Here is a 21,908-nt window from a genome sequence, read left to right as displayed (position 1 = left end):
GTTTTTCTTAACTACTCTAACTTGAGAAAGAGTAATACTTAGCGAAATAATAAGTATTTAATTTAAATAATTATTTTTGAGCTGCTGTAGAAGCTGGTTCTTCAGGTGAATCTACAGGATCAGTTTCTTCGTTTGATGCAGATTGATCAGTTGGTTGTTTAAACTCTGATTTTAAAATTTCAAATGTAAAGTCTTTTGTATTTGTTGAATCTTTTTTATCAACTAATGTATAAGTTACAGTAATTTTTTCTTGATCTTTAATTGCTGATTTGAAAGTTGTAGTAACTTTATCTAGTGGAGTGATTTGAAAATTAGATTCTTTTAATTTTGTTTCATCAAGATCATTAAAAAATACAGTTTTAGCATTTAAATATGAAACAGTTACTTGTGATTTAACTGAATCTAAATTTAATTTTTCATGTATAACAGGTGTTTCTTTTTTAAACACTGATTTTAAAATTTCGAAAGTAAAATCTTTTTTGTTTGCAGAATCTTTTTTATCAGTTAATGTGTAAGTAACAGTAATTTTAGTGTTTTGTGCATCTTTAACAGCTGATTTGAAAGTTACGTTAACTGTGTCTGGTGCAGTGATTATGAAATTTGCAGCTACTAATTTATCTTCAGTAACACTGTCAAAAGTTACGTCTTTAGCGTCTTTATATTCTACTTTAACTTCTGTCTTAACTGATTCTAAATCTAATTTTTCAGGTATAACAGGTGTTTCTTTTTTAAACACTGATTTTAAAATTTCGAAAGTAAAATCTTTTTTGTTTGCAGAATCTTTTTTATCAGTTAATGTGTAAGTAACAGTAATTTTAGTGTTTTGTGCATCTTTAACAGCTGATTTGAAAGTTAGGTTAACTGTTTCAGGTACAGTAATTGTGAAATTTGCAGCTACTAATTTTTCATCAGTAACACTGTCAAAAGTTAGGTCTTTAGCGTCTTTATATTCTACTTTTACTTTAGAACTAACTTTTGCTAAATCAACTTTTTTATCTTCAGTTTTAGAACATGAAGCAGCAATACTTGCAATTAGAGCTGACGTAGCAACTAATCCTAAGCTTGATAATAATAATTTTTTATTTAATTTTTTCATAATATGTTACTACACTCTTACGAATGTAGCAATCCTCCTTTTTTTATTTTTGATATCAATTAACAAAGATTAATATCAATTCCTTTTGGGGGTGTTTAATATCTAGATATTAAACTCTTTTGCAATTAAATTATAATACATTAAAAATAATAATTTATTAACTAATTTTTAAAAATCCGAAAAATAGACTTTAAAAACGAATTTTTTCGTTTTTAACGATAAATAACTGCTTTTAGAATACAAAATATAATAAAACAAAATAAAAAAACAACGTCATACCGTTGTTTTTAATTCTAGAAAAATCCAATTAAAACGCTGTTTAAAATGTTTAATTTAAACCTGGTTATTGAATATTTTTTATTGCTTATCGTTGTTCTTTTCTTCATCTGGATGAGCATAACTCTCAATAGTTTCTTTAGCTGTTTCACTTAGGTTTGAATTAACTGTATCGATCGTTGTTCCAGTAAAACTATAGCCAGCATAAGTAATTAACTTAGGAGTATTTAAGATCTTTAATTCAGGATTGTATGCTAACCCTTCATATAAAACAGTAGTTAGTGATGGAGCATCGATTTGTGCAAGCTTAGGGTTTGATTTAAGACCGTGTGGTTCAATAGTTACTAACATGGGAGCAACTAGTTTTTTTAAGTTATTTAGATTTTGTAATTGAGCAAAACCAATTGTTTCTAAATTAGTTAATTCCAATTCCACAATTCTTGTATACTGACTTTCAATTTTTAATGGTTGCTTTTCAGTATATACCAGCTTGTTATATTTGTTATCTAAATGTTTTAATATGTAGATACCATCGTATTCGTCCATATCTCCTAACTGTATCATTTCAGCAATCTTTTTTTGATCTAGAGTTAATGTTTCGTACCCTTCTACTTCTGGAGTTTTTGGTTTATTAGTTTTTAGTTCTTGAACCTTAACGCTTAATGCTTCATTTTGTTGTTTAGCTTCCGCTAATTGAACATCAACATCAGCTTTGTCATGCTTTAATTGTTCGATTTCTGCATTTAAATCATTAATTTTTGTTTGTGCCTCTGTTAATTTTTTATTAGATGCTGAATTATCTGTTTCATTACATGATGTTGCTACACTAGCAATGATTGCAGTCGTTCCAATAATACCTAAACTAGATCACAAAATCTTCTTATTTATTTTTCTCATATCGCATTTATCAGGTATAAAAACTGATGATTCCTTCCCTTTTATTTTTGACTAACTGAATTATTTAAATACCAAATTAGAGCTAAATCAATAACAGATTAGTTACATTCTTTAAATAATTAAGTTTTATATTATTATACAGAAAATTGCTAAATAAAAAAGGAATAAGGTGTTACTTTGGTTATTGCTGATTATTTCTTTTGAAGAAAATCATTTGATTACGTTTAATTAATTCAGGATCAGTCGATTTTCTCTCGGGGCTGGTTGTAAAGTTGGCTGCATATTTAATTTCAACTTTGCCAGTTTTTGATTTCTTAACATCTTCATCGCTATCTGGACCATAAGTAAATACAAGTACAATATAATAATCGCTGTGTAAACCTGTGCCTTTATTAATACCATTTACATATAGTTCAAAATGTTTTTCATCAATTTTTTTAATGTATACGTTTCGAACATCTATATCTGTAAATTGATTTCGACCCTCTATTGTATACATACATCGAGTGTGGAATGCTTTATTTAATGGATACATTATATTTTGCACTTTTTAATTGAAAACACCCTTAGTACCTTCATCTAATAAACTATTAATATTGATTGTGCTGCCTTCCTTTGCAACTAATGATAAAATGATGTATTTCCTTTTTTGAGTCACATTTACGATTTCAAAATTTTGTGAAAATTTCTTAAAAGACGTTCCTGGAATTACTTTGTCAAACTCTTGTTTATTATTGGGGTTGTTAACTTCTACTAAAGAATATTTAACTGATATCTGATAATCTGTTTTTGAGTAGAAATCAACGTTGATCAACATTGTCTGTTTTTGTAAAGCTATAGTTTGAACTTTCGCTTTTCTTCGCTGTTTTAAAATCGGTGAATTTCGAATCTAAGAATGAAAAACTAACAGATTCGTTTGTTTTAGCAAAATCAATTGGTTCTTTAAAAGTGTTCTTTAAAACATTGAACGCAAAATCTGTTGTGTTTGTTGTATCTTCCTTATCAACCAATGTATATGCAACAGTAATCTTAGTATTTTGTTCTTGCATAACAGCTGATTTGAATGTTGCGTTAACTGTTTCAAACACAGTGATTGTAAAATTATCATCTACGAATTTATCTGTAGTAACACTTTACAAAGTTACATCTTTAGTACCATTGTATTCTACTTTAACTTGAGAACTGATTTTTAATAAAACAACTTTCTTATCCCTAGTTTGAGAACATGAAGGAATAATATTTTTATTAATTTAATATATTTATTTCGAAATCATTATATACAGAAAACCTTTTAACAAAACAAAAATAAACGTGTTTTTTAGCGATATAACATAAGAAAAAGCTTTTTTATGATTTTTGTGATAAATTTTAGATTTAAGAAGGTGTTAAAATTGCTAAATTATATGTTCAATTATTAACTATATTAAATGCAATATTGAGATAAATTGCCGATTTAATCGTAATTAATTATATTTTCCGCGGATAAAAAAATAATTTAAGATGTCGTTTTGTTTTGATTATTTGCATAATAAATAAAAATTTTTAAAGCTTTGATTTACTGGCTTTACTAATTGCCATCATGGTAATATAATATACACATATAGATTAGAATTTTTTTACATGTTGGAATGTTTTATTAAAAGGTATTTGCAAACTTTTAAAAACTAATTAATATTTATATTTCAAAACCTGTTATTGTGTAAACGCTTTGCCACACTAAATAATTAGATGAACGGGTAAAAAAAAGGAAGTGGCAACACTTCTTTTTGTTTTAATTTTTAATAATTTTAAAAGAAAAGGTGAAAAAATGAAAAAGAAGTTGTGATGATTAATTCCTTTATTATTTATTCCATCAACAGCTATCGCAATGGTTGCTAGTGCTCATGTTGATAAACATGTTCACTTGCAAAATTCACTCGCTGAGATAGATACAGATGGTCAATTAAAAGATACACAAAAATACTATGCACAAGATTGAATGGCCGAGATTCCAGATGATCGCAGCATTTTTTCGTTAAGTATCCCAGGAACACATGATTCAACAATGTACAACGGAACCGGGATTGCATATACTTTCGGTTCGGCATATGCACAAACTCAATATTTTAATTTTGGCAACCAATTAAATATGGGTATTAGAGCTTTTGATTTGCGAATTAATGCTGATGGATGATTAGTGCACGGTATTACATATTCAAAACAAAAATTTGAAGACGCAATGCAAGAATTTGCTAATTTTTTGCAACAACATCCAACAGAATTTGTCATTATTCGTGTTAAGGATGAAAATTTTGATGTAAACAATCATAACACAGCAACAAAAGCGAACCAGAATTATGAAAATGTCTTAAATAAATTCAATCAATACTTATACAATCCTAACGGAAGAAGTTTTAGCGATTTAAAGTACGATAAAGGATTTAATGTTAAAGAATTTAGGGGTAAAATGGTTATCTTGAACCATTGACATCACATGGTTAACACATCTTCTAAGGGTGGTTTTATGTTTCGTTCTGTTGCTTATGGAGCGACAATCCAAGATAAATATGAAGGATTAAACTCTGTTGATGAAAAAGTTTCTTTAATCACTAACATGATGCAACAAACTAGTGATCAAAATCGTGATGACGAAGCTTTTTATGTTAACTTTACATCAATCGCCAATAGTTGACGTCCTTTCGCGAGTGCACGGAATATTAATCCCAAGGTTAATGCTTTTTTAAACAAAGAAGACACATTGCATAGCTTAGGATTAGTGTATATGGATTTTCCAGGCCCTTCATTAATTCAAGCAATTTACAAAACAAACTTTTATTATTCAGATCAAGATTTAGCTGCTGGTATTTTGGGATTCAATATCAATCGATTAACAATTAATGATATCTATGATACAGATGACAAAATTACTTTGAAAACAATAGATAATCCTAAAGCATATCAAAACCTGTTTTTAGAATTATACTGTGATGATGTTTTGGTTCAAACAATACAAATCGCCGCTAATTTTCACGACATTGAGTACAATCTGCAACTTCCGACTAACCAGCAATTTGACACTACTCACCATTGATCACTAAAAGCTTACAAAAAAACACCAGACAACGGATGATATCCTGCACGTGTCTACAATCAATATACTCTAGAAAACATTAATGTCCAAAAACACCCTTATTTAGTTGAACAACAAGAACTAATTAAGGCTATTCAAGACACCCAACGTTTCTATAATGATAAATATCCGATGGTGTCGAAAGCTCTACAAACGCAGTTTATCGAGTACATTAACAACTTGAATCCTCATTTACCAGAAAGTTTCTTGCAATTTACAAAGCTCAAAAAACATTGAAATATCATAGCTAATGATTTAGATAACTTAATTGAGTTACTCGAATTATTTGATGATCGTTATGCTAATTTAAACAGCCTAGAACTTTCTAAGGTTTTCAATTCTCAAAATGTTGAACTAATTCGCTCCTTAAAAACACGAGTGCTGAACCAAATTTCGAATGTTATGACAGCTGATAATAATCATTTAATTGATCCTGAGCAGCTGAATAATTTAGTGCGAGAGGTCAAAAAGAATAATTCAGTGATCGGGCGTTTATCCTTAATGGTTAATGATATCCAAAGTTTAGAACTCCAAAAACAATTTGATAATTTTCTACATATTTATCCAAAACTAGACTTCGCTAAAACTAATTTAATCCAAGAATTAAAAGCTCAAATGAACGAGCCTAATATTATCTTAGAACAATTGTTTAACATCCCAAATGATCAAGATGTTTCACAGCAAGCACGCTTAATGATTGATAATTTTAGCGATCAGTTAGGTGGTATGAAAATTAAAATAGCAATGACAACAAATTTCCTAGCCCAATGCAATCGTTTTTTTGAACAAATAGATTATGAATATTTATTGCCCTTTTACAAACAAGAATTAATAAATGCTCTTAACCAATCAAATCTTAAAGCGGAGTTAATTATCCAAAAAGCTAAAGTTTTTGACATGGGGTATAAACAATTAAAAACTTTAGTTGAGAATGCTCCGCTTTTCTCAGATGCTTATAAAGATAAATTGTATCAAACAACCTATTTGCAACAATATGTAACCTTGATTAACCAAACGCAAGCAATACTTGATCAAAAGGATCCACAAATACTAACATCTGACTTTCTGACAGAAAGAAATACAGAAATTTTAAAAACCCAGAATATTCTACAAGCGAACGCTGATCATTTTATGCGAATACAACAACTGATAAATACTGATAGCGTTATTTCTGATCAACAAAAAACCTTTTTAAATAATCACTTAAATCAATTAGCTAATTTACAAGAAGATAACCTTGCGCCATTAATAACTGAATTTCATGCTTTTCAAGATTGATACAAGCAAATTGCAGAGCTGATTTATCTCAATGATTCGCAAAAACATTTCTGCTTGCAAATACTTCAAAACACAACAGATTTCCAAAGTCTGCAAAACTATTGGACAATGTCAAAGATGTTAAATGAAAAGATGCAAGAAACAGCGCTTTTATTACAAAAATTCAATAATTATCAAGCAACGCGTGGTTTTTTAATTTTAGGCCCCGAAAAACAACAAGCCTGTGCTCATTTTATTAACAAATTTTTATCTGACTATCAAACAAGTAATTGAGATGCTAAAACTGTAGATGCGAAAAAAGATGAATTAAATGGTTATTGGGATTTAATTGATAGTCTAGCAAGTATTCAAATAGCAAAAACAGCTGTTGATAACGCCGACGACTTATATTTATTTGAACGTACTGATTTATTAGCTGATCTTGATTTAGTAGCAGATTTTAATGATCTAAATATCTGGTATGAAAAACTTAAAAACATGCAACAAAAAGCGCAAAAAAAGCAAGATGCTATGATCTTTAAACACTTATCATCTGTTCAATTAGAACATGTTCAAACCAGTTTAGCTGCCTGTCCATCCGTTCAAGAATACGAACAAACACGTCAAGAATTTATTGAATTAGACGAAATGAAGGCACGAGGCGATGCTGCTGTTGAGCGTCTGGTTGATATAAAAAACCTACCTAGTTATGTAAATAATTATCCCGAGAATAGACAGCAGGTTTTAGATGAATTAGCTGCATTAGAAGATTTGTTAACACAAAGCATGAATGCTGAACTAATACACCAACAAATTGATCGAGTGCAAAAAGCATACGAAAATCTAGAAAGAACATCAGCTTTATATAACCATGATCAAGCAATTAAAAAGGCGATGGATAACTATAATAATATTTATAAAAATATTCAAAACCTACGTAATCAATTAAAATCAGCCTTCCAGCTTTATTCTGAATTAGATCATGTAATTGCAGATTTTTTACAACAAAACGCTTTAGATGAAAATAGTAACGATTTATCTTTAATTCAAGAAAAAAGCCATGATTTAATGCAAAAATTCATCGAATGAAAACAAACACAAATTAAATTGCAAACTGAATATGAAACACAACAAAAAGCTCAAGAAGAGGCAAATGTTTTTAATACATATGGACAAAATTTTGCGTTTGCGTTAAGAGCTGACGCCTACAATTTTTTACCTAGTTACATACATGTTAATGATTTACAACCTAACCAACATGATGAGACGTATCAAATTACTAACATTACCTTTTCGCCAAATGATCAAACCGGTGTTCTAGATTTATCATATGAAATTATAAAAAACAATTTAGTTTATATAAAACAACAAAGTTTTGCTAATTTGCTTTCGCAAGAACAAATCCAAGCACAACAATTACAACGACAAATACGTGAAAAATTCAAGGCAACTCTGCAGGAAACAAACACATACATAGAAGCATTATCAAACCTAAATGCACAAACAAAAAATGATATCAATGTCCAAGATGCGTTAACAAACCTAACTAATACTTATCAGAAATCACTTAAATACACGAACGACGATTATGCGGCAAATGAAGTGTTAAATGAACAAACTAGTCAGTTAATAACAGGGGTGCAACAAGTACAGATTGCAGTTAAGAATAGCGAATTAAAACAAAACAAAGCTTCATTGAAAAAAGAGAGCGACCGAGCTCTGAAAAATCTAAATAATTTGCATGATTTTAAAGATGAAAATCTTGATTTCCAAGATTTACAAACAGTACAAAATGCCTTAATTGCTAAACAAATGGAAAGTGAAAACTATTTGAATGATACACATGTAGACAGCCCAACCATTACGCTCCAAATCGATCAATTAAAAGCATTAAATACCCAATATGAAAGCCTTTTAAAAAATCAACTGCGTAACCATTTAAAAAAATTAATAGATCAAGTGGATAATGATATTGCCAAATGAAAACATTCAGATGGATTAATGTATAATGATCCATATATTCATTCATCTTTAGATTATTTAGTGGCAATACACAAACAAGCCCAAGTGTTCCTTGGTGCATTTGATAATTCAATTGATGAAATAATTAAAGAAAAAACAATGTTATTAAAGGCTTGAAAAAACACAGATGAAGCAGTGACTACATATATTAATGAACAGTTTAAAACGGCGTTAATTAAAGAAACTGAAACGTTAATCAAAGAAGTGCAAACTTGAGTTACGCCTGAGTGGCAAGGGCCTATTGAAACCTTTATAAAACGAACACAAGCATATATTGATGACATAGAAACTAAAAAAGTTTATACAAAGCCTGAGTTATTAAATATACAAACTAAAATACGACAAGACTATTTCTTACTGCAAAGTGCAACTCAAAAGTTCTATGAAAGTTATTTAAAAACTAATAGTGAAAAAATAACTTTTGAAATTATTGACAAACAAAACCACAAAAACATTGACCAATTTGAAGTCAATGATTTCAAAATTATGAATGATTCTAGTGTTAATGTACAAATTAAAACGATAACACCAAACACACAAAACAACAGTCTTATCATCACTTTTGATACAACATATCAAGGTCATCAAATACATAATAGTTATGAAGTTCAAGACATTCCATTATTAATTATTGAACCCATTAAAGATGAACAGGAAACCAAACCGATTTCACCAGATGTAATCACTCCTGAAAACCCAAACACTACAATTGATCAACACCCTGATGAAAAACCTAATGTACGCCCAATTACTCCAGAAGAATCCACACCCATTAATCAAGAAAAACCACAAGAAAAACTTGAAGTCACTCAACCACATGAAACACAAGAAAATAATCAAAATGTTGACGGTCAAAAACAACCAGATGAATCAACAGCTAGTCAAGAGTTTTTAAGACAAATAGGCGAACACAAAGACGCAATGGATGAAGAGGCTATGCACGCTGTGCAAAAAACATTAGCATCAACGAATGAAGATTCTAATGTTGCGCCAAAATTTGCGAGCAAGTATTTATGACTTCTGCTATTACCGGTTTTTGGAATCATCATTTTAGGTGTTATTTTATGATTGAAAAAAAGTGGTAAATTAAAACGCAAATAGATTATTTCCACGAAAGGATAGAGAGATAATGCGTATAGATAAATTAGTTGCCAATGCATTAAATTGTTCACGTAAAGATGCTCATTTGTTCATACGACAAAAACGCATCTTAGTAAACCAGCAACCCGTTAAAATTAGCCAATTAATTAAATTAACTGAGGATGTTGTTACGTTCGACCAAGAAATTATTAACTATAAGGAATTTTATTACTATATGTTTAATAAACCATATGGTTATTTAACAGCTAACTATGATAAAAACTCTCCAGTAATTTTTGATTTAATAACGGAATTAGATCGCAATAAATACTTTGCCGTGGGTCGCTTAGATAAAGATACAGAGGGTTTATTAATTATTACTAACGACGGTGAGTTTGCCCACAAAATGTCCCATCCTCGCCAACATATTCCCAAAAAATATTACCTTGAAGTTGATAATGATTTTAATGCAGCAATTATTCAACACAAAGGTCCTATTCCGATTGAAAATTATATTGTACAAGACTATTCTTTCAATTTTTTAACACCCAGAAGTGCGGAACTAACAATTTACGAAGGGAAATTCCACCAAGTAAAACAAATGCTAACATTTTTTGGTTATAAAGTAGTTTTTTTAAAACGGATTTCCTTTGGAAAAATCAATTTACCAGACGACTTATTAAAAGGACAAATTAGAGAATTTGATCCGCAAAAAATTTAATTAGAATCAATAAACAAACTGAAAAAATAAATATGACTGAAATAATGCCAAATGTTTTAGAAATATCTATTTTTTTCCACTAAAAAATCGTTTAAGTGGTTCTTTTTTTTTTTTTTTTTTTGATAGAATATGAATCATTGATTATTAAAATTAAATGGAGGTTTTGATAAATGAACAATCAAAATTCTAAGAAAAAGAAAAGAAGAATAGCCGCTGCGATTTCTGTGGTAAGTTCTTTATTTATGGCTGGTGTAGTAATTACTGCAACGCAATTAAGATGAAAGGATCAACCAGACTACGTTTTAGATGAAAAACGGATTGAATACCGTCAACTTTTAGATGCAGCACGTAAGCTACTAAAATCATTAAAAGATAGTAACAATCTCAACTATAGTAATTTAATTGATGATTTACAAAAAAATATTGAATTAAATGAGAAAATCAACTTAAAAAACGATGATCAAGTCAATGCAGCTATCACATCGATCAAAAACAAAATTAATGAAATTAATACGAAGCGAGATGAGATTGATTTTCGTTATAAAAAGATTTCATACGAATCAAAAGAACTGATTGATGAAGCCAAAAAACTTTTAGAGCAAAGTAAAGTTTTGGTTTTAAATGAAAAAGGGATGAATCTTTTAACACAATTAAAGGATTCTAGTATTTCTTTAGAAGAAATGCTGAAAGTTAAACCCACTGTTTTGGTTAATGATTTAATTAAAGTAAATGATTTATTAAAAGATTTAATTGCTAATTATAAAGCAGCAATTTCAGAGGCTAATGATGAAACCCAAACAAAACAACGTTTAGTACAAGAGATTCAAGAGTTATTAAAACAGGCAGATAATAAAAACAGCACAATCGCAGACACCTATGCACCTGTTAAAAATGAAATTAGTGCCTTACGACCAGCATTTAATGCCTTAGTACCTAATCCAAATGAACTAACAAATGTGACAGTAGCACAACTTGAAACATTTAAGAAGAATCTTGAAGATAATTTAAATAACATTGATGCTAAGATCCTTCAAATCTCTAAGGATAATTTAAACGATGCTGTCAATGCTGTGACAAGTTTTATCGATGAATTACAAGCTGATTCTAATTCTAAAAATTACACAGACATTATTGATCAATTAAATACAACTTTAACAAACAATCGTACACCAAGTGAAAATGTTACTACTAATGAAACTCAAACGCAAGCATTAAAAAATGCTTTAGACCAAGCTAAAACAAATAAAGCAACACAAGATAACGAATTAAAAGCAGTTAAAGATGATTTAACAAGTCTAATCAATCAAGCTAATACATTAAAAGATCAGCTGACTGATCCGGCTTTAAGCGCAGAAAAAACAGCATTAGAAGATGCATTAAATATTGCTAATAAGAAAAATGGATTGGATGCTAATCAAAAAACAGCATTAATTGCTGAGATAAAACAAGCCAAAGATAACTTATCAAAAGCAATTGCAAAAGCTGAAGCTAAACAAAAGGAAATTAATAATCAAAAAACAGCTTTAAAAAAAGAAATTGCTGCGTCAAAAGAAGCGATTAACAACTTCTTAAGCACACTTACACCACCAGAAAAATATGTAGATTTAACAACCGAAATTAATCAATTATTAACTGCACTAAATAACGAAAATGCTAATTTGGACGATAAAACATTAGATGCATTAACAAAAACTAATCAAGATTATAAAGATTTATTAACAACTGCTCAACAACAAAAAGACAAAATAGATGGCAACGAAAAAGCGACTAAACTTGCAGCATTAAAGGCTTTAAAAGAACAACTACAAGCCAAAGCTACAGAAATTAAAAATATCAGAGGTGATAATAAAGAACATATCACCGCTTTAAATACGCAAGCTATTGACCAATTCTTAGGCAAAGAAAACCCAAGTACGATTGACGAAATCAATGCAGCCATTATTGAAGGACAAGAAATCTTAGACCAAGCTGATAAAAACATCTATGCTGATAAATTAAATACTATTAAAAACGACTTAAATGATTTATCTAATACGGAAGATTTAGAACACAAATACCCTGATATTCATAAAGAATTAACCGATTTCATTACAGCTATTGATGTATCTGTTGAACCAGATACTGTAGATAACTGAAAACAACGTTATACCGAACATAAAGATGATGTTTCAAAAATTAAAGAAGCTATTAAACGTAAACAAGAAAACGAAATCCAAACAAAACAACGTTTAGTACAAGAGATTCAAGAGTTATTAAAACAGGCAGATAATAAAAACAGCACAATCGCAGACACCTATGCACCTGTTAAAAATGAAATTAGTGCCTTACGTCCAGCATTTAATGACTTAGTACCTAATCCAAATGAACTAACAAATGTGACAGTAGCACAACTTGAAACATTTAAGAAGAATCTTGAAGATAATTTAAATAACATTGATGCTAAGATCCTTCAAATCTCTAAGGATAATTTAAACGATGCTGTCAATGCTGTGACAAGTTTTATCGATGAATTACAAGCTGATTCTAATTCTAAAAATTACACAGACATTATTGATCAATTAAATACAACTTTAACAAACAATCGTACACCAAGTGAAAATGTTACTACTAATGAAACTCAAACGCAAGCATTAAAAAATGCTTTAGACCAAGCTAAAACAAATAAAGCAACACAAGATAACGAATTAAAAGCAGTTAAAGATGATTTAACAAGTCTAATCAATCAAGCTAATACATTAAAAGATCAGCTGACTGATCCGGCTTTAAGCACAGAAAAAACAGCATTAGAAGATGCATTAAATAATGCTAATAAGAAAAATGGATTGGATGCTAATCAAAAAACAGCATTAATTGCTGAGATAAAACAAGCCAAAGATAACTTATCAAAAGCAATTGCAAAAGTTGAAGCTAAACAAAAGGAAATTAATAATCAAAAAACAGCCATTGATGAACAAATTGCGCAATTGCGTCAAGAATTAGCTACAAGTTTATCTCGTGCTGAAGCAATTAATACAAGTATTCAAAATAGCATTGTAAATCCGTCTTCTGATTTTAGAACTAAACATGCGGCTTTAAATAATGCAATACATACTGCTCAACAATTAAAAACAAATGAAAATGCGAGTGTTAGTGAATTAGAAAATATCATCACAACTTTAAATGCAACGCAAAAGATAGCACACGATGCAGCCCTAGAACATTTACGAAGCCAATTTGATGCTATTAAAAAACAATTTATTGAATTAGGCAAACATACACAACTGGCCCAAGATCAACAAAACACATACAATAAGTCTATTAATGCGATTAATAATCTAGTGAAACAAAAAGCTCAATTGAACTTTAATGATCAAGAAACGTTTGAACAATTGTTTAGCCAAATTAATACTTTGAAATCTGAATATGATACGGCTTTAAATCAATTTAAAGAAAACCAAAATAATACTTTAGATGAAATTATTTCTAAGAACACTACTGCTTTAAGTTCTCTTAGTGATCTTAAAAAAGAATTTAATCAATTTACTGCGATTACTGAATTAGAAAATAATTTGCATACTACACAAAGCGAAACTCAAACATTAAAAACGCAAATAGCCAATGCACAATTTGATCCGGTGATGGTTAATACTTTATATCAACAACAAGCTCAACAAGCACAACAAGTTAATGATTTAAAAACTAAAGTAGAAGGCATGAATAATAAATTAAAATATATTGTCGATTCATCAAATGCTTTTAATAGTCATATTAATCAACTAGCCAACTCTAATCTGTTATCAAAAATCGATATCAATACATTAAATTCATTGAAAAATAGTAAAGTTAATGTTAAAAATGAAGACGAATTTAATCAATTAATCCAACAAATGATTCATCAATACACAACATCTGTGGATGCTACGGCGAATAAAATTAACGAGCAATATGATCAGATTACAAGCGAAACTGCTACATACAATCAAACATGAGCTGATAAGTTACAAATCCCAACATACATTAATAATCAGGCAAATGCTTTAAATGACTTTGTAAAACAAGCCAAAACTATTTCTCAAAATAATCAAGCTGTTTTAGATTTAGAAAATGCACTTCAACAATTTGTTAAGGTTAACAACGAAGCATTCAAAGCATCAATTCATGCTAATATCACTAAAGCTGATTTAAACCAATATTTAGGTCATGATGTGATTACGAATATCACAAATAAACAACACGATATGGATCAAATTGTTTTAAAAGCTAAAATTGCTTTCGATAGCATTAAAAAAGAAGCCGAACAACTGGTTACACCAGCTGCGAGTGCGATTACCGCCTTTATGAGTGAGTACAATGTTAACAGTTTTTTAGCTGATAATAAAGGGTATGCATCAACTAATGATGCTTTAGTACCATATAAGAATCTCTTTGATTCTTCATCGAACACCGATCCAATCACTCAAATTAAGAAATATAAATCTTTAACTAGTGATTTAGGGGCAGATGTCGTTAGCAAAGAGAAACTACACGAAGTGGCTGCTAAGAAGGGTCGTTATTACAATAATATAGAAAAGTTTAAATTAGCCCAACGATTCTGAAATTTTGCCTATAATGCAGCAAAACACCAAATTGATCAAAAACGTAACTGATTAGATGAATACATGGCGAGATTCTTTGGTGATTCATCACAAAAGGTTTTAGATACAACGATGCCTTCTAATGAGAATTTAATCTTTACTCAATGAAACGAAAATAATAAAGCCACAGGTTTAAGAGCTGAAAATAGACAATTAGTTGTCGACGCCTATACAAACATTCTGAATAATCACCCTGTTGACGACGAATTTTTATCTACTTTCAACTTGCAAACAATCGATGCGAAAATTAATAAATTAAAAAACTTTTCATTTAAGCTATATGACAAGAGCGAAGATTTCAACGGTATGGTTAAACTCAACCATATTGCTGAAAAAACTATGGAATTTATTGCTGATACAATTTGAGATCCCATTCAAAAAGCTTTAATTGATTACTCTGCTATCAATCCTTTCGCAGCTATGATTAGTACTAATACAACCAAAGATTTCACAAATCGCAACCACTCTTACTCTAAAAATAATCAAAAAATTGATGATTTTGGGTTTGATGAACATATTAGAATTCACAAAGCTAACACTAACATTTTATTAACCATTAATCATGAGTTAAGTGGAATCATTGAACCATTAAAAAACAATCAAAACTACCAACAAGTGTTTGACCTAGCGATTCAAACACAATTTGATAATTTAACGACCATTGATCAAAGTTTTAATGCACAGAAGTTTAGTTCAGCTACAGTTCTTATGACTAATTTAGAAAAATTAGCAAACGCTTTCACTACTTTCGAAAACCATGCAGAGAGCTTTATTAAACTTATCAAAGACAAAATAACAATTAATGGTGATTTAAAAAATAATCAAAGAAATAACCCGGTTTTCTATCCTACAAGCAATCTAATTATTACGATTAATAAAGAAAACAAACCGTGAAATCATCGTTTTTCTGCCTTAGGATATGTAGCTCGAACTCTTTATCGTACGAAAGAATATGCACATATTAAAAGTGAACAAAACTCTAATTTTGGTAAATTCTGAGAAACTTCAAAAAATTTAGTAAATCTAGAAAAGGAAATGAAAGCAGCATGAAACTCTTTAGGTATTAATTACGATGCTAATGAAGAGTCTGCCGGTGTACTATACTATGAATTTTGAGATACGGTTAAAGGTTCTGATTATTCTAAGCAAGAATATTATGATCAATCTTATCCTATAAAACGAACATATCAAGACATTTGAGCAACCCAAGCAAATAGTTTCGGTTATGAAGTAATTAACCGTGAGCGTCATAAGGTTTCTGAAGAAGTTTGATATAATTGTAATTGAGATACACTATCAGCTACAATTACTGATGGTTATAAACTATGATACGAATATATTAATAAGGTCATTGAACAGGACACAAATTTAAAACAAACAAATAATGTTTTTGGTGGAAATCACTTAATTGTTTATAATTTCACAATTGACAGTTTAGATGAATACGAACCTAAAGACCTATAGATTGATATAAAAAACAACACTTTTGTGTTGTTTTTTAATTTTCTATGTGCTTTCTAATGTCTAGCTAGACTTAAATTATAAATATATTATCATAGCATTAGAAGTAAACAAAAAACACCACTATAAAAGTGGTGTTTTTCATTACTCTATTATAAACATATGTTCGCCATCCGCTGTGATTTTCGAAATGGTCACTTTTGCCCACCGTTCGATACATTGACCCATATCGGTTAGGTCCATTAAGGAATACAATTGATTCACAAAATGAAAATTGACGACTTCGACGAGTGTTGATTCACTCGTGTAGTACTTACACGCTGTTTAAAAATTGCTATCTTGCTTTGTACAGGCGCTCATAAATAGGCTTCCTAAAAGGAAGCAATTATTTGATAGCACTTTTATTATGATAAAACACATTTTTTGTAATAATATGATATTTTATACTAATATTAGGCAATCATAGTTTTTTTGTAAATATAAGAACTAAAAATTAAAAAGTAAATCAGGTATTAAGGTTTGTGTGATTTTGTTTAGAGAATTTTAATTATACCCAATCACTTTAAGATTAACTTCATCAATGACGTTTTTATCAATAGTTGATACATCAATGATTTTGCATAGATTCATTCTCGGATTATATAAGGCTAAATATTTAATCTTTTCAAACACTGCTTTTTTACTACTTTTTAAACCCATTAAATAATATATTAATAATTGCAATGTATATTTAGAAGTGAAGGAATATTTGGAAACCTTGATATCGCAAAGATAGTTACCAATGATTAAATCACCGTCTCCAGTTGTGATTTTGCTTGTATATGCATCAGGCATCGTAAAACCAATTTCCACGTACTGATTATCAGAGTTATCCTTTAGATACTCACACAAGGTTTCAACATTTTTTGCCATGGCTTTAATAATTGATTTCTGGCTCGGTGTTAGATTATCCTTAATTAACTGTATATATTCTTGCTTGGCACATTTATCAATTTGAGTAAATCTTTCTGAGATGTTTAAATCGTAAAGTGATGGATTAATTTTCGACAATTGGTTCGATCTATACAAAGAGTCATATTGAGAAAGAAAGTAAATTAAACCAATATTGTTATCTATATCTTCTATATCTCATAACTCGTCAATAACATAATCATATAATTCTCTATAATCAAGTGCTTTTGCATATGGTGATCACGAACCTAGATATGATATTCTTAGCGGATTTTCTTGCGAATTTGATAATAACAATTCTTTAGTTATCTCAGTATCTTTTTCTAAAAAGAAACGCGATAAATAATCGACAGTCATTCCGATTAGTGGTGCGTATAAATTATCTAAATCAGTATTATCAATTGCTTGTGTATTTGGGATTTTGATTTCTTTTCATAGTTTAGGTGGCAGATAACCACCATAAGGTTGCTTGGTATGGGCAACAACATAAGTAACCGATGACATTATAAAATTACTCCTTTATAGTTATTGGTATTATTATAACTTTAAAATATAATGCTAAAAAATAAATGTGTTTTGATTTCTTTTTTTGGTAACAAAAAACACCACTAAGAAAGTGGTGTTTTTAATTACTCTTTACAAAAATATTGCCTCCGCTGTGATTTTCTTCTGGCATCTTTACCTAACCCCGTGTGTACAAAGACCCGGTCCGGAATTAAGTGCTGTTCCGATGTGTTAACATCCGACTGGTGTGGGTTCACCGCGCAGCGTATCGACACACAGCTTCAATTGCTACCTCACTGTGCCGGAAACGTAAAGAGACTTCCTAAAGAGGAAGCAATTACATCATATTATTTTTTTGATAAGAAAACACATTTTTAGCACCAATAAATTTTTTTTGGTTATTTAGTTATAGTTTAGGATTTTTAACATAAAAAAACACCAAACTAATGTTTGATGTTTAATAAATTGATGCAACTATTTTTTTGGATTAATAAATTCTTCGTCCAAGAATTTCATCATGTTATTAATTGCGATTAGAGTAGCATAGTCATTGACTAAATCATAAGCTGTATAACCCTTCATATTTTCAGATGGTTCAGGACGTTCGTATACATCGGCACTAAAACGAGCATAATGGTTTGCTAGATAAACTTTTTTATTATCCTGTAAATCATTCAAGAAGTTATAGTAAGCTTCACGTTTTTTCTTGAAATTATCTAAATCAGCAGGTTTTGTCTCTTCTGTTGACTTTAATAATTGTAAAATACTTGCAGCATATTCATCTTCTAAAAGACGTAATTCTTTATATAAATCTGCTTCAGTCTTATTGTCCACTAAATCAGGATCAGAAATATCAATGTTTTTATCATCACCTTTAAGGCTTCAAACACCACTAACTACTTTTGATTTTTTTAAATTAACAAAAGGATTTCGCATACTTGTTAATAAAGCTTTATCTTGGTATTTTTCAGGAATCATAATTTGATCTAAATGAGCCAATTCTTGACTTTGGAATGAACGTAGTAGAACAAATAACTCTTGCCCTGGGATTAAAACAGCCAGTTTAGCATTTTTTCGTTTGCTTCTAATGAAACCTTCTAGATTAAGTTTTTCATTTTCAATTAATTCTAAATGTTCTTTAAATAATGGTTCAGTTTGTCCATCTGATTCATTACCGAAATGTGCAAGACTTTCTTGTGCCACGTTGATTATTGATTGTAGCGAAGTTTTTAATGATTCTAATTCTGTTTGTTCAACAGTTGGTAACAAGGCATCAATTTTCGCAATCAGATTTTCTATAGTTTCTAAGAACATAGTTTTTAACGTGAAATTTTCAGCATAAGTACAGATTTTGAATGGTTTCTTGTATTCTGTTGATTGTTCTAGTTCAGTTTTTAAAGCTTGTAAACTCGTCTTTCATTCATTTAAAGTAGATGATATATTTTCTTTAGTTGTTATTTCTGAAGATAATTTAACATTTGTTAATGTTGTTTGAACTTTAGCTAATAACTCTTTAGCTGCAGCACTTTCCTCATCACTAGCCATAGCTTGTTTAAGTGCTTTGTTTAAAGCACCGTAATATGATGGATTATCGTCTCCGTTTAAAGCTACAATGATGTTGTGATGTTCATCTTTAATTTTGGCAAACTCAGCTTTTAATGTAGCTAAATCTTTTGATTCTTTAGATGAATTTAAAGCCACTATTTTTTCGTTTAATGATTTTAGTAAATTAGTTAATGTGTCCGGAGAATCAAAAACAAATTCTCAAATACCGTCAGTAGCAAAATTAGTAGCAAAAGTTTCTAAAACTTGCTTCATGTTATCTGCAACTTTTTCAATAAACAGACGATATTTTATTTCATCGGCTAAATCTGCATCGGTTGGGACTAATAGAATACCATTTACTAAAGTGTCAATACCTTCTTTTTCACCTTCTCATTCAGCGATAATCTGTTCGCTAGCTTTAATCCTTTTGTCAAATTTAGCACTTAAATCATACTTAGTTAAATTTTTAAAGGCTTCATCGTTTAAATCATCGCCTGTTATGCTATATAATTGAACGATTTGTAAAATCATTTCTACACGTGATTTAATTAATAAGAAAGCAATCAGACGATCGTAGGCTTCCATGAAGGTTTTTGGCTGTTTGTCACGCAAGGTCTTTAATTCAGCATCGATATTTGTAGCAAATTGTTGATAAATATAAATACGTTGATTATTATCTTCTTGATCTAATGAGTTTCGTTTATCAATTACATTTTTCTTGAAGAATCCATAGAAGTTATCAGGATTATTTAATGCAAGTTGGAAATCAACAAAGTTTTCATATTCTTGTTTTTCTTTCGATGTATCAATATGTGTTACTTCGTAATAAATATCTTTCATCTTACGCAAGAATTTGTCTAAATCTTGTTTATAAACCAATTCATTAAAGTATTTAAGTGAAGGCTTATCGTTTAATGTACGAATAATGTAGTTGACATTATTTTTATAATTTTCATATAGTTTGTGGAATTTAACTGAACGGATATATTCGTTCCCGTGTTGACGTAAGTGGTTTGATAATTTGATGGCAATTTCTTTGAATTCATCATACACTTGTTCTAGGAATTTTTGATCAGTAATTTCTTGTAGAATAGGGAATTCACTTAATTGAACATCACCAGCGTTGTATTTAGGAGAGAAATAATGTTTATCTTGTGATAGCGCCGCTTCAAAGTGGTCTTCGTCTTCTAGAATTGAGAAATAAGTAACTTGTTTTTGTAATGAATCAGCTTGGCCTTTAGCTGTTTTATATGAATCACGTAAAGCTGTTAATTGTTTAATAATTTCTTGTTTTTTAGCAGTTTGTTCTGTTTCATTGGCCCCTTTAAATGTTGAAGGTGCTTTGTTTGTTATACTTGTTATGGCACGGTCAAGGTCATTGATTCTTCAATCAAATAATGTGTCAAAATATTCGCTCTTAGGATTATCTAATGTAATTGAACCATCTTCAGGTTTAACATATTGACAGATTAAAGCTACCCGTTTAATAGTGAACAGGGTTAATTTTTCAAATTCTGGTAAATTCTTTTTGTTTTCTGTTAATTTAGCGATATCCTTGTTAGTAATATCAAAACTTTGGACAATTTGCGCAATTAATGATTCATCATTTTTATATGTTTCAGGATAATCTTTTTTTAACTTAACAAAGAAATCGTTTAGTAAAAAGTCGCTTAATAATTTTAAGAAAGCTTTGGCAGAAGTTTTAGTTTTTTCAATTGGTATTAAATCAGGGTCAACAGCATTTTCCACTGCTTCTTTTAATTGTTGTTTCATATCTTCAATTTCTTGAGTATGTTTTTCAATTAACGCTTTATTAGCAGCAGCTAAGGTATCATTTTGAGTTTGCATTGCTTCATTTGCAGTTTTTAAGTTAGCAATTTCTGTTCGCAAACTATATAATGTTTCTTCTAATTCTTTAGTATATTTTTGATTGCTACTTTGATGAATAACTTTTGAAGCTTTTGTATCGATATCTTTTTTTAGATTGTCAACGTCTTGCTGATCAAATTTGCCGTTATTCATATCGTTTAACACACTTAAATAACGTTGATTTAATGCTTCAACTTCTTCTTGGTATGCTATTTTTTCTTCGGGTGTTAAACCTTCTAATGAACGTTCGTCCATTAACTGACTTAAAAGTGCATCAATTTTATAAACAGCTGCAGTCTTTTTATTAAAACTTAGTTTATCTTGTTCTTTGTTGTTTCCGTTGTGGCAACTAGCTGCAACGATTGGTATCAATAATAATGGAGCTAAGCCAAATCAGAGAGCTTTGAGATTTTTCTTTTTCATATTTCCTCTTTTCTTTTAAAAGATATAAAAAAACATTTAGTTGGTGAAATTGGATATTCAACTAAATGTTTTGTTTTTATAAGT

General features: G+C 29.7%; 9 protein-coding genes. 3 read left to right on the top strand and 6 right to left on the bottom strand.

The features are described from left to right. Window positions 1-70: 70 nt before the first annotated feature. From OF376_RS02000 to OF376_RS01985, 4 genes are all read right to left on the bottom strand, one after another. A complete protein-coding gene (locus OF376_RS02000) occupies window positions 71-1,096 on the bottom strand; it encodes a Vmc-like lipoprotein signal peptide domain-containing protein (RefSeq protein WP_263821853.1) in 1,026 nt (341 codons plus the stop codon). A 357-nt stretch (window positions 1,097-1,453) separates the two neighbouring features. Continuing rightward, the gene (locus tag OF376_RS01995; RefSeq protein WP_263821852.1) at window positions 1,454-2,269 is read right to left on the bottom strand and encodes a Vmc-like lipoprotein signal peptide domain-containing protein; all 816 of its coding nucleotides are present in this window, start codon (window positions 2,267-2,269) and stop codon (window positions 1,454-1,456) included. 181 nt (window positions 2,270-2,450) lie between these two features. Then, window positions 2,451-2,768, bottom strand: a complete 318-nt coding sequence (locus OF376_RS01990; RefSeq protein WP_263821851.1) for a hypothetical protein — start codon at window positions 2,766-2,768, stop codon at window positions 2,451-2,453. 265 nt (window positions 2,769-3,033) lie between these two features. Further along, entirely contained in the window at window positions 3,034-3,357 is a 324-nt protein-coding gene (locus tag OF376_RS01985) for a hypothetical protein (RefSeq protein WP_263821850.1), read from the bottom strand. A 719-nt stretch (window positions 3,358-4,076) separates the two neighbouring features. Between OF376_RS01985 and OF376_RS01980 the strand changes: the two genes are divergently transcribed. From OF376_RS01980 to OF376_RS01970, 3 genes are all read left to right on the top strand, one after another. Next, entirely contained in the window at window positions 4,077-9,758 is a 5,682-nt protein-coding gene (locus tag OF376_RS01980) for a PI-PLC domain-containing protein (protein WP_263821849.1), read from the top strand. A 28-nt stretch (window positions 9,759-9,786) separates the two neighbouring features. Then, complete coding sequence (locus OF376_RS01975; RefSeq protein ID WP_263821848.1) at window positions 9,787-10,458, top strand: pseudouridine synthase; 672 nt, start codon at window positions 9,787-9,789, stop codon at window positions 10,456-10,458. A gap of 170 nt (window positions 10,459-10,628) precedes the next feature. After that, a complete protein-coding gene (locus tag OF376_RS01970; RefSeq protein ID WP_263821847.1) occupies window positions 10,629-16,535 on the top strand; it encodes a hypothetical protein in 5,907 nt (1,968 codons plus the stop codon). Between the two features lie 540 nt (window positions 16,536-17,075). Here OF376_RS01970 and OF376_RS01965 read toward each other — a convergent pair. Both OF376_RS01965 and OF376_RS01960 read right to left on the bottom strand, forming a co-directional pair. Next, the gene (locus tag OF376_RS01965) at window positions 17,076-17,987 is read right to left on the bottom strand and encodes a hypothetical protein (protein WP_263821846.1); all 912 of its coding nucleotides are present in this window, start codon (window positions 17,985-17,987) and stop codon (window positions 17,076-17,078) included. 474 nt (window positions 17,988-18,461) lie between these two features. After that, entirely contained in the window at window positions 18,462-21,824 is a 3,363-nt protein-coding gene (locus OF376_RS01960) for a hypothetical protein (protein ID WP_263821845.1), read from the bottom strand. Window positions 21,825-21,908 lie beyond the last annotated feature (84 nt).

The sequence above is a fragment of the Ureaplasma miroungigenitalium genome (genome assembly GCF_025780085.1).
Classification (GTDB): Bacteria; Bacillota_I; Bacilli_A; order Mycoplasmatales; family Mycoplasmoidaceae; genus Ureaplasma; species Ureaplasma miroungigenitalium.
Note: the sequence above shows the minus strand (reverse complement) of the source record. Positions and strands in the feature narration are given on the sequence as shown.